A 12,458-nucleotide genomic window follows, 5' to 3' on the forward strand; every position below is an offset into this window, starting at 1 on the left:
AAAAGGAACAAACATGTTTGTGTCTCGTTTCCCCCTTCGCCCTATGCGACAAGGCCTGTTGGCTACTTCGACAGCATTATCATTGTTAGTTTTAGGTATAAGCCAAGCCAGTGCATTGCAAGATTCTGGCTCTGATTCAGATAGCGTAAATGCGCTAACATACGAAGATACCTTTAACTTGGAATATGTCACTAACCCTCAATTCCTTGATAAGGAAACGGTTATTTATTCTCGTCAAAGCATGGATATCATGACTGACGGAAGACAAAGTCGATTGTGGCAGGTAAACATTAAGTCAGGTGAGCATCGCCCGTTTATTGGAGTAGACGAGAACTTGTCACAGGCGACTTTGTCGCCCAACGGTAAGATGGTGGCTTATACAAAATCGGTCAACGGCCGTGCACAGATCCACCTTTATTACTTAGACACTATGCAGTCAGTGCGTTTAACCAATACCAGCGAAACACCGCGTCAGTTAACTTGGTCTCACGACAGTAAAACCTTAGCCTTTACCCAGTTTACTGAAGAAAAGCAAAAGCCATTGTTTACCGGTATGCCGAGTAAACCTAAAGGAGCAAAATGGGCTGATAAAGGCTCGTATATTGATGCGGTGCAGTATAGAGGTGACGGCAGAGGCTACTTACGTGAAGGCTTCGACCAAATTTTTGTTTTACCTGTCGATGGCGGTACCCCGCGTCAGTTAACAACGGGGAAATTCCCAAGCGGCGGTACCCTAGCCTTTTCTAAGGACAATGACTGGATTTATTTCGCCACTGCGCAGCGAGAAGACTATGCGCTGCACCCTTTGTCTGGCGATATTTACAAAGTGAACGTAAGCACAGCGTCAGTTGAACAAGTTACCAATATTGAAGGGCCTGAAGGCAGACCAACTTTAAGCCCCGACGGTAAATACCTTGCGTTTACCCAACTTAACGACAGAAAGCTTTCATATCAAAACGGTGACATCGTTGTACTAGAACTTAAAAGTGGTGATATTACTCGCTTAACTACATCGTTAGATAGAAGCTTAGGTAAGTTCACGTGGCGTAAAGACAGTCGCGGATTAATTTTCTCTTACCTTGATCATGGAGAGACTAAGCTTGCTGCAGTGAACCTTAAAGGTGATGTAAAAACTATCAACGTGAGCATTGGCGGTCAGGCCTTTGGACGCCCTTACACGTCAGGTGACTTTGCAGTTAGTGAAAAAGGGGACATCGTTTATACTACTGCCAGTCGCACCATGCCGGGCGACTTAGCGCTTTACAGAAAAGGTAAAGATGATATACAGCTTACCGATTTAAATAACGACGCACTTGGCCATAAGACGTTGGCAGAAGTGCAAGACCTTTCGGTAGTTTCAAGTGTTGATGAGCTACCTATCGACGCTTGGATTGCATTGCCGCCAGGATTCGATAGCAGCAAAAAATACCCGCTGATATTAGAAATTCACGGCGGTCCACACGCAGCCTACGGCCCTCATTTTGCCATGGAAATTCAGCTAATGGCCGCGCAGGGCTATGTAGTGGTGTGGTCTAACCCAAGGGGTAGTAGCTCTTACGGTGAAGACTTTGGTAATCTGATTCACCATAACTACCCGTCACAAGACTATAACGACCTGATGGATGTGGTAGACGCTGTTGTTAAACAAGGCTATGTTGATTCTGAGAACTTATTTATTACCGGTGGCTCAGGTGGCGGTACACTTACCGCTTGGTCTATTGGTAAAACTGAGCGTTTTAGTGCAGCTGTAGTGGCAAAACCCGTTATCAACTGGATGAGCTTTTCGTTGACGGCCGATGCGTATCCTTACTTTAGCCAATATTGGATGGCTGATATGCCGTGGAACATTGCCGATAAGCTATGGAAGCGCAGCCCGCTAAGTTTAGTGGGTAACGTAGTAACGCCAACCATGCTGCTAACCGGCGAAGCCGATCACCGCACCCCTATTAGTGAAACCGAGCAATACTATCAAGCCTTGAAACTGCAAGGTGTGGATGCGGCGATGGTACGCATTCCTGGGGCTTCACATGGCATCGCAAGCCGCCCTTCTCGTTTGATTCAAAAAGTGGGAAATATTGTGGCGTGGTTTGAACGCTACAAGAAAGACAAAGACAGCGAGTAAAGCGGATTAAATTCTTAGCTCTATTTAAGAAAAAAGGCGCCCTTCAGTAAATGAAGTGACGCCTTTCTTTTCTTCAACATTGACCCTATTTGGTGAGCTTTAGTACTTTTCCATTAGGGGCGTCGGTCAATAAGTAAATAGCACCATCTGGACCCACTTCTACGTCGCGGATACGGTCGTGATTGTCGCGTACATATTCGAACTGCTCTCCCGGCTTTCCATCTTCTACCTTGATACGGCGAAGGTGGGTAAATTTCAAAGAACCCACTAATATATCGCCGTTCCACTCTTTAAACATGTCGCCTTGGTAGAAGGTTAGGCCGCTTGGTGCAATAGACGGGTCCCAGTACAACCAAGGCTGCTTCATACCATCCATATGGGTTTTATCGCTAATGATATCGCCGCTGTAGTCAATACCATAAGTAATCTCTGGCCAACCGTAGTTCGCACCGCGCTCTAGGATATTAATTTCATCTCCGCCTTTCGGACCGTGCTCCATTGCCCATACTGCGCCAGTTTCTGGATGGATAGTTACGCCTTGGACATTGCGGTGACCATAGCTGTATATTTCAGGGGCATTGCCATCAGTAAATGGGTTATCTTCTACTGCGCTGCCGTCACGGTTGATACGCACAATTTTACCAAAGTGGTTATCGGTGTTCTGCGCTTCTTTCATGTACTTATAGCGATCGCCCATGGTTACGTACAAATGTTTTTCGGCATCGAATGCTAAGCGACAGCCAAAGTGAAAGCCGTTATCAACAATAGAGTCTGCACTGAAGATAACTTCAACATTTTCAAGGCCTGAATCAGTAAGCGTGGCCTTTGCAACGCTACTACTGCTGCCAGGTTTGCCTTCTGTCTCGCTCTCTTTGCTGTAACAGAAGTAAATCGTTTTGTTGCTGGCAAAGTCTGGGTCGATGGTAATGTCTAACATACCACCTTGGTTCTGCGCCACCACATCAGGTACGTTATTTAGGCGCCCCGACAATTTCCCGTCTTTTGACAAACGTTGAATACCACCCGCTCGTTCAGTTACCAGCAAGTCGCCATCGGGTAAAAACACCATCCCCCATGGATGCACTAAACCTTCAGCAAGCGTGGTTACGGTTATATCGTTGTCAGTAATTTCATGCGCTTCGCCATGTTTATGATCGCCATGAGCTAGGGCAAATTGGCTTACCGTTAGCGCCATTGCACATGCTACTGCGCACGCTATTGGGCGCGCTAGTGTGCTTATGGGTTTGAACTTAACTGCTAAAGTGCTTTGTGGTTTCATCGTTAGACGCCTCTTTTACAGAAGCTGCGTTTAGTTGCACAGACTTCTTCTATTATTTTTTAAGTTATAGCAGTATACAAAAAAGGGTACAGCGCTGCTGTACCCTTTGTGATAGTTTTACTCGCTAATGCGATAAAGTTAGTTTGTCGTCTAAACGATGCGAACCACCTTCACCACGGCGCCGTATTTATTTTGGAAGCGTTGCACGAAGCATCCACGCTGTTTTCTCGTGAACACGCATGCGGTCACCGATTAGCGCTGCAGATGATTCATCGTCAGCATCTTGCGCTAGCTTTAATGATTCGCGGCACGTTTTCACTACCTGCTCATGACCGTGAGTTAGTAAGCGAACCATTTCGTTGGCCTCAGGCACACCTTCTACTTCTTCAATCGAACTAAGCTCAGCGAACGATTTATATGTGCCCGGCGCTGAAACACCTAGAGTACGAATACGCTCTGCGATTTCGTCTACCGCTTCTGCAAGCTCAGTGTAATGCTCTTCAAACATAAGATGCAGTTCACGGAACTGCGGCCCTTCTACATTCCAATGGAAGTTATGCGTTTGAAGGTATAAAGTGTAAGAATCGGCCAATAGCTTTTTCAGGCCTTCTGCTACTGCGTTACGATCGCTTTCAGAAATACCAATATCAATCTTGCTCATGTCACACTCCTTAACGTTGAAACCCTTTTAGAGATTTTCGTGAAACCAGTTCATTGGTCATCAAAAACCTAGGTCTTAATAATATAGTTTAATAATACTCTAAAATTTTTGATTTAGATTAACGGTTTAGTTAATTGCTTTCATCGTATTAATCGATGACCTGATGCGTTTTGTTTGAGATGCCTGACTAATGGTGATGATGATGGCCATCACCCGTTTCTTTTTTAGCTGACGGCTCTTTTTTAGCTGACGGCTCTTTTTTAACAGGCAGTCTTACCTTGGTCTCGCTCGCATCGTCAAACTTAAGCGTTAGCGCTATATCACTCCCCTCTTCTAACCCTTTGGTTAGCCCTAACAACATTACGTGACGGCCACCTGGTTCGAACGTAGCCATCTGACCCGCTTTTACCTTAACCCCTTCAGTTAACTCACGCATTTTCATGACGTCTTCTTGCATAACCGTTGTATGGATTTGCGCATCACTTGCTATACCTTGGGGTACGGAAACAGATAGCAGCGTTTTATCGCTTTTACTTTGATTATGTAGAGTAAAGTACACTGCGCCGGTTTTTGCCAAGGCAAAGGTTGCTCTGGCGTAACCATTCATCACCATAACGTCAGTTTGCTTAGTAGTGTGCTTATGCTGCTCTTTTAGCTTGTGGTGGTTATCATGATCATTGCCATGGGCGGAAATAGTCCCAGACAAGCTTAAAGAAAATAAGCCAGTAAGGATAACTAACGGTTTAAGCGATTTGGAAAAAAGTGACATACCGTATGCTCCGAATGAATATTCGTAAGCAAGTGTACGTAAGTTTGGCATAGGAAAAAAGAAAAATGGTGCCGACTGCCGGAATCGAACTGGCGACCTACTGATTACAAGTCAGTTGCTCTACCAACTGAGCTAAGTCGGCACACTTTAAAAACCGCTGCCTAGACAGCGGATGCGTATTCTAGCGATAAACGCGTGGGTGTCAACCTTTTAATCGCGTTGCTTCACCAACTAATTTCGGGAAGTACTCAAGTGGTAAATATTTGCTCAATGCCATGAGCTTTTCACCTAAACTTTCATAACTATTGGTGGTGACATTGATATGCCCCATCTTGCGTTTTTCACGAACGGACTTCCCGTACCAGTGCAGATGGCTTCCATCAATGCTCAGCAAGTCTCGTGAAAAGCTACTGCAACCAATGATGTTGACCATCGCGCTTGGCCCTATGGCAGAGGTATCGCCAAGGGGCAGACCACAAACTGCACGTAAGTGGTTTTCAAACTGACTGGTTACGGCGCCAGACTGGCTCCAGTGACCGGAGTTGTGCACGCGAGGAGCAAGTTCATTAACAAGCAGTTTGTCGCCCACTTGGAATAACTCAACAGCCAGCACGCCTATGTAGTCCATACCCTCAGCTAGTTTCACGAAAATATCGTGAGCCTGAGCCTGGAGGGCGTCATCTACGTTAGTCGCTGGCGCGACCGACACGTGAAGCTGCCCCTGGTGGTGCAGGTTTTCAGCAAGTGGATAGGTTCTTACGTCGCCATTAGCGTTACGCACACCGATTAACGACAACTCTCTATCAAACGCCACCATTTTTTCTACCACTAAAGGCACGTTCTCTAAGTCTAAGCCTTGTAGCGAGCTTTTTAGTGCTGGCAAGTCAGCTTCATCACTTAAACGCCACTGACCGTAACCGTCGTACCCATCGCGACTAGCTTTAAGAATAAGTTTGCTACCAAGCTGCTTTACGCAATCATCTAGTTGTGCAAGGTTGGTTACTACCTGGTGGTCGCAGTTTGCTACTTTCATACCTTCAAGCAGCTTTTTCTCACGTACGCGGTCGGCCCCCACAAGAATACTGTCGATATTAGGCATCAACTTGTTTGTTTTCGCTGCGTCTTCAAGCAGTTTTTCAGGTACATGCTCAAACTCTACCGTTAATGCATCGGCATCTTCTAGCGCTTGCGCTAATGGTGTATCAAGTGGGCTTTTGCTAACTGGATGTACAACGGTATCGTTGTTTACGTCCACAGCTTGAACCTCAATACCTAATGGACTTCCCGCCAGGTACATCATTTGAGCAAGTTGGCCTGCGCCGTAAACAACTACTCTCATTCATCTAGCTCCAATGTGTTGCTTGAAGCAAGTACTGTCTCGGTTTGAGACTTTCTGAACGCGATAACTGCTTCGCGCACGCTCTTATCTTGCAGTGCAACAACTTGTGCCGCGAGTAGACCTGCATTTGCTGCGCCAGCTTCACCAATGGCTAGTGTGCCTACCGCTACGCCTTTCGGCATTTGAACGATAGAAAGCAATGAATCTAACCCGTTAAGCGCTTTTGATTTCACCGGGCAGCCAAACACCGGCAAGTGGGTGTGTGCGGCAATCATTCCCGGCAAGTGTGCCGCGCCGCCCGCGCCAGCAATTATTGCACTAAAACCTTCATCGGCAGCGCCTTCAGCAAACTCTACTAGCAAGTTAGGTGTTCGATGTGCCGACACCACCTTCGCTTCAAATTCAACACCAAACGACTTCAGCATTTTTGCGGCCTGCTGCATGGTAGGCCAGTCTGAAGTTGAACCCATTACAATCGCGACTTTTGCCATCTAGAGATCCTCGGGGTAGGTAAAATGGACAACCTTGGAAAGGCCGCGATTGTAGCTTAAAACCGTTCAAAATCCCACCGTAAATGGTGTGAAATATAGCGCTATAAAGTACAAACGTGTCAACGCTCTCTCTGTTTGGGGGTGATCTATCTAAACCTAATATTCCGTATTAACTATAATTAATTTGTGTAGAAAAAATGCCTTATAACACGAATGAACAACCGCTATTCTTCAAGCTTTGCGGTGTTAGTAGTTAAATGGCGCAAGAGGTTATTGATGACAGATAAGCATGAACCGGACGTACTTGATGAAGTGATAGAAGAAGTACAGGACGTGGTCTCTGACTTCTTAAACCGCGAGGCCGCTCCCGGTATTTTGCTGATGGCAGCGACAATACTGGCACTCATTATCGCCAACTCCCCATTAGATACCTTTTACGACCATTTAATCAGCATGCCAGTGCAGATCTCAGCGGGCACATGGGCTATTGATAAGCCTTTGCTGTTATGGATTAACGATGGCTTGATGGCGGTGTTCTTCTTTCATGTAGGCTTAGAACTTAAACGAGAAGTTTGTGAAGGTGAGCTGGCAAACCCTAAAGATATTATTTTACCTGCTGCGGGTGCACTGGGCGGTATGGCACTGCCTGCATTAATCTATGTAGGCATAAACTGGGATAACCCTGTAGCGATTGCAGGGTGGGCTATTCCCGCTGCCACTGACATTGCCTTTGCGTTGGGTATTCTAGCGTTACTGGGTAGTCGTGTACCTACCAGCCTTAAAGTATTTCTAGTTACGCTGGCGATCATCGATGACATCGGCGCTATTGTAATTATTGCTTTGTTTTATACCGACAACATTACCGCTGGCGCATTATACGTTGCCGCAGGTTGCTTATTCCTGCTGTGGCAAATGAACAAGCGAAATGTGGTGGATATCCCAGCCTATGTTTTTGTAGGCATTATTTTGTGGGTGGCTATGCTGAAATCCGGTGTACACGCTACATTGGCGGGTGTGGTACTGGCTAGCTTTATTCCTATGCGGGATCAAAAAGACGCGTCATACTCTCCTGTAACACGACTTGAGCACGGATTAAATGGCTCTGTGAGTTTTGCTATTTTACCTTTGTTCGCCTTTGCTAATGCAGGCATTAGTTTTGGGAATATTAGCCCAGAAGGTATTTTCCACCCTGTAACCTTTGGTATTTTCCTTGGTTTGGTTGTTGGTAAACAAATAGGTGTATTTGGGTTCTGCTATCTAATGGTAAAGCTTAAACTAGCGAAGTTACCTGACGACCTTAATTTCAAGCATATTTATGGCTGTGCGCTGCTTTGCGGCGTTGGTTTTACTATGAGCCTGTTCATAGGAGGACTTGCCTTTGAACAAACCGGCATTAATCAAATTTTTGATGAGCGTGTCGGAATTTTAGCAGGCTCACTTGTGTCTGCGTGCTTAGGCTACATTGTACTGCGACTCGTTAGTGATGCCCCGAGTGATGATGCAGACGTAGCTTCAAACGCTAGCAAGTTCACGGGCAATACAGTCAAATAGCACTTGCTTGCGAATAGGCTTACCTAAATGCGCATTCATGCCTGCTTCTAAGCAGGCATTTTTATCTTCAATAAAGGCATTGGCCGTTAGCGCTATAATTTTAATCTTAGTTTTATTTCTACCTTCTTTGCGGATAAGTGTGGATGCAGCTAATCCATCCATTATGGGCATCTGACAGTCCATTAACACAAGGTCGAAATCATGTTTTTTCTCTGCCTGAACAGCGTCTCTGCCATTTTTAGTCCGAATACATTTAATGTTCGCTGATTTAAGCATGTCCATCACGATGTCGGCGTTTATATCATTATCTTCTGCAAGAAGTACGCGAAGACCATTGGGGAGTGTTGCTGGGGCCTGACGTTGCACTTGCATATCGCTATTACTCATATCAGCTGGTATATGGAAGGTAAAATTAGTCCCCTTATCCAGCTCACTTTCTACATAGAGCTCGCCACCGAGCAACTCGATCAGTCCTTTGGATATGGCCAATCCAAGTCCGGTTCCACCAAAATGGCGTGTAGTTGATGTATCAGCTTGTTCAAACTTTTCAAAGATAAGGTGCATTTTGTCAGGCGCAATACCAATGCCGCTATCTTTTATTGAAACTTTAAGCTCTTGATGTGCGTAACTAACGTCAACCGCAACCTCCCCCTCGTTGGTAAATTTAATTGCGTTGCTAAGAAGATTATTAATAACTTGAGCAACTTTCCCAGCATCAATATTTAAGCTATCGGGTACATGACTACTGATATTAAGCGCAATATCGTAACCCTTAACCTGTGCTGTATGACGATAAAGTTCACAAGAGGCAATGAGCAATTCGCGAATATCACAGCGCTGAATATCACAGAGCATTTTTCCTGCCTCGATTTTCGACCAATCCAAAATGCTGTCCAAAATAATGAGTAGATTGGTGGCCGAACGAGAAATCGTTTTCGCTCGAACAGCAATATGTTCTGGTAGTTCGTTGTCTAACATCAACTCACAAGAACCCACAATACCGTTCATAGGCGTTCTTATCTCGTGGCTCATATTGGCAAGGAATTGGGTTTTGGCAACGTTAGCAGCCTCAGCTTCTTTTAACGCTAAGGCTAAATGCTCAGTCTTTTCCTCTATGCGCTTTTCTAAAGACAGGTTTAACTCATTAAGTTCTACGTTTAGCCCCTGCTCTATTTCTCTCGCTTTTTTAAGCTCATCAAAGGCTCCTAATAAACGTGTTTCTAAGCGCATAAACTCATCACTTAGTGAAGATAGTTCTTGAATATGGAGCGCTCTTTGCGGGGCTTTTTTCCCTTTTTTCTGGGTAGGTTCGAAGTCGGCTATATAACGGATAAGACGGCGAATAGGTGCCCCCACCATTTTCGCTACTACATAACCTGTAAAGGTCCCGAATGCAGATAAAGCCAGCAGTAACAGCAAATCTTTAAGTAAATAACTACTCATCGATGCCATCAAAAGCCGTTTATCGAAGTAATAACTAACCTTCCAATTGGCAAAAGAGATATTTTCAGTGAATCTAAGCCACGTTTTACCTAGAGGTCCATTTTCAACTTCATTGACACATTTGGGTTCACATGAATAAAACGGTGCTTTGGTTAAGGGCTTTAACGCTAATGCATCAGAGGCATAAATTACCTCACCTTTTTGATCTTCAATAAGCATGGAAAACCCGTCAAGACTAAGGCTATCAATGGCATGAAAGCTCTTCAAAGATAATGAACCTTCAACAATACCTTTAGGTGACCCCTCACTATCTAAAATAGGTGCTGATAGAGCAACAATTGGGTCGTTACCAAAGCCACGACCTTGGAAAACATTAGATAAAAATGGTTCGCCTGACCGTATAACTTCATAAAAGTAAGGCCGATAGGACACATTGGGTCGCCCGTTTTGTTTTGCTTTTTCCAACATGTCTGGCGGATAGGCATGTGTTATATCACCATCTGCATTCGCTACTAGAAAGGTTAAAAACTCTGGGTTGTGAGAAGATACAATTTGTAAATTTTTGGCAGCAGCGTTTTCTAAATTTTTTTCCAAATAATTATTAGAAAGGATTGCAGCTGTGGTGGTGATGGCATTTTGATGTTGACGTAAAAAGTTTGAAAGCTGAAATTCCAGCACTTTTACGCGCTGACTCATATAGCTGTGAATTTGCTGCTCTTGTTGGAGCTGAAACAGACTGACCGACAGATATATCACCGCCATAGAAGCAACAAAGAAGCACCCAGAGAAGAAATACCCGAAGAGAAAGTGAAGTGTGACCCGCTCCGACTTGTTCGAAGTCTGCCGCTTTAGGCCATAAATGGCTAAGTAAGCAAAATGACCAATGATCAAGCCAAATACCCCACTGACCCAGGTAACTAAAACGCCAGAGAACAGCATATTTACGTTGTCATAATCAAAGAGCGAGTGCTCTAACAGCAAAATAGGTAAAAAAACGATAGACCAGAAGCCTGCGCCTACTTTAATCACTTGTTTTAGTGATTTGTCATAGCCAAAAAAGCTAAGCACTATTGGCAAAAGAGTGAGACTTTCTTTTCCAACGATACTGCCTTCGTTAAGCCACAATGGAAGACTGATTAAAAGTGCAATGGGGATTGAAATGAAAGGGGAAAAGCGAAGGGAGGCATAAACCGCCGCTCCTATGCCAAATGTGGCGATCCCAGTGCTGTCAAAAGGTGAGTTTAGTGCATTTAATCCAGCGCCCAGCGCGCATACAGTCAGTATTTGGAGGGCCAGAGACCATGAAATGGAAAACGAATTACTGCCAATTTTCAATACATGTCTCCAGCCACCAACGTTAGTGTTGCGCCATATAATCTAAAGTAAAGTTAGTGAGTAGCTTCACGCCCAGCTTCATTCCCTCATCATCAACGTAGAACTCTGGCGTGTGATGAGCAGGGCTGTCTTCTTCTGATACATCTAGCGGCTTACCGCCTACCCAAACGTATAAGCCTGGAACTTGCTCTTGGAAAAATGAGAAGTCTTCTGCCCCGGTCACCGGTTTAGAAAGTAAAGTGTTCTCAACACCAGCGGTACGCTGCATGGTAGGTAACATAGCTTTGGTAAGTGCTGGGTCGTTGTACGTAATTGGGTAATAGTAATCTAGTGGTAATGTGAGTTCTGCCTCTGCACCCATACTCTCTGCGATCGCTTTTACTTTACGGGGTAGTGACTCGTAAATATGATCGCGAGCGGCTTCATTAAGTGTGCGGATGGTCCCTACCATTTCTACTTCGTTTGGTATGATATTAGAGCGGTTGCCACCGTGAATAGAGCCAATAGATACCACTGCTGCATCGTCAATCAATTTTAATTCACGACTAACGATGGTTTGAATGGACATGATCATTTGCGCAGCAGTGACTACTGGATCTACGCTCTTCCAAGGATAAGCACCGTGCGCTTGTTTGCCGTGAATAACAATTTTGAACGGATCCACTGCGGCCATGGTACCGCCAGCGTTATAACGTACTTTACCCACATCGGTGTTGGCATTGATATGCAAACCGAAGATTGCATCGACATCAGGATTCTTTAATACGCCTTCAGCTACCATGACTTCTGCACCGCCTTTTTCACCGGCCGGCGCCCCTTCTTCAGCAGGCTGAAAGATAAACTTCACCTTGCCCTTTAATTCACCTTTTATCTCAGTGAGGATTTTTGCTGCTCCCATCAGCATGGCCATATGCGTGTCGTGACCACAGGCGTGCATCACTGGTACTTCCTTACCATTGTATTCGCCTACCTGCTTTGAGCGATAGGCTAAATCGTTCTGTTCTTTCACTGGGAGGCCATCCATATCAGCGCGCAGCGCGACAACAGGACCAGGTTTGCCAGAGTCCAATATTGCTACCACCCCGGTTTTAGCTACGCCGGTTTGGACTTGTAAGCCTAGGCTTTTAAGGTAATCAGCTACATATTCAGCGGTTTTGAACTCGCGGTTCGACAGTTCTGGAAACTCATGAAAATGATGACGCCATTTAATAACGTCTGACTCGACTTTGTTAGCCAGTTCATCAACGTTAATTGGGTTAGCGCTAACTGCGAAAGAGGCTAGACCAGCAAATACAAGTGAGAGCAATTTCCGATTCATATCTCTTATTTCCTTTGATGTTTTTAGTTAGAGTAAATCATCTTAAAGGAGAACACACCAATGCTTCTACAATTGCAGTAAAGAATTAGCAGGCACTTGAAAATACCCCATTCACCCACCTGTGAATATTAGACAGAAGTATAATGCGAG

General features: G+C 45.0%; 9 protein-coding genes and 1 tRNA gene. 2 read left to right on the top strand and 8 right to left on the bottom strand.

Going from position 1 to position 12,458, the window contains the following annotated elements:
* Window positions 1-13 precede the first annotated feature (13 nt).
* Window positions 14-2,122 carry a S9 family peptidase gene (locus D1814_RS05200; RefSeq protein ID WP_118490411.1) on the top strand — a complete coding sequence of 703 codons (2,109 nt, stop codon included), beginning with the start codon at window positions 14-16 and terminating at the stop codon, window positions 2,120-2,122.
* 85 nt (window positions 2,123-2,207) lie between these two features.
* Here the strand turns inward: D1814_RS05200 and D1814_RS05205 are convergent, their stop codons facing one another.
* The 6 genes from D1814_RS05205 to purE all read right to left on the bottom strand — a co-directional run bounded on the left by D1814_RS05205 (window position 2,208) and on the right by purE (window position 6,661).
* Window positions 2,208-3,401 carry a PQQ-dependent sugar dehydrogenase gene (locus D1814_RS05205; RefSeq protein WP_118490412.1) on the bottom strand — a complete coding sequence of 398 codons (1,194 nt, stop codon included), beginning with the start codon at window positions 3,399-3,401 and terminating at the stop codon, window positions 2,208-2,210.
* Between the two features lie 187 nt (window positions 3,402-3,588).
* Window positions 3,589-4,062, bottom strand: coding sequence for a Dps family protein (locus D1814_RS05210; protein ID WP_118490413.1), 474 nt, complete (start codon window positions 4,060-4,062; stop codon window positions 3,589-3,591).
* Window positions 4,063-4,249: 187 nt separating this feature from the next.
* A complete protein-coding gene (locus D1814_RS05215) occupies window positions 4,250-4,831 on the bottom strand; it encodes a copper chaperone PCu(A)C (RefSeq protein WP_118490414.1) in 582 nt (193 codons plus the stop codon).
* Window positions 4,832-4,897: 66 nt separating this feature from the next.
* Window positions 4,898-4,973, bottom strand: a tRNA-Thr gene (locus D1814_RS05220).
* 60 nt (window positions 4,974-5,033) lie between these two features.
* Entirely contained in the window at window positions 5,034-6,170 is a 1,137-nt protein-coding gene (locus D1814_RS05225; protein WP_118490415.1) for a 5-(carboxyamino)imidazole ribonucleotide synthase, read from the bottom strand.
* Entirely contained in the window at window positions 6,167-6,661 is a 495-nt protein-coding gene (gene purE / locus D1814_RS05230) for a 5-(carboxyamino)imidazole ribonucleotide mutase (RefSeq protein WP_118490416.1), read from the bottom strand. The genes D1814_RS05225 and purE overlap by 4 nt, the downstream gene beginning before the upstream one ends.
* A gap of 276 nt (window positions 6,662-6,937) precedes the next feature.
* Here purE and nhaA point away from each other — a divergent pair, with 276 nt between their 5' ends.
* A complete protein-coding gene (gene nhaA, locus D1814_RS05235) occupies window positions 6,938-8,212 on the top strand; it encodes a Na+/H+ antiporter NhaA (RefSeq protein WP_118490417.1) in 1,275 nt (424 codons plus the stop codon).
* Here the strand turns inward: nhaA and D1814_RS05240 are convergent.
* Entirely contained in the window at window positions 8,174-10,990 is a 2,817-nt protein-coding gene (locus D1814_RS05240) for an ATP-binding protein (protein WP_118490418.1), read from the bottom strand. The genes nhaA and D1814_RS05240 overlap by 39 nt on opposite strands.
* A gap of 22 nt (window positions 10,991-11,012) precedes the next feature.
* On the bottom strand, window positions 11,013-12,308 hold the full coding sequence (locus tag D1814_RS05245) for an amidohydrolase (protein WP_118490419.1): 1,296 nt from the start codon (window positions 12,306-12,308) through the stop codon (window positions 11,013-11,015).
* Between the last annotated feature and the right edge of the window lie 150 nt (window positions 12,309-12,458).

Source organism: Alteromonas sp. BL110 (assembly GCF_003443615.1).
GTDB lineage: Bacteria > Pseudomonadota > Gammaproteobacteria > Enterobacterales > Alteromonadaceae > Alteromonas.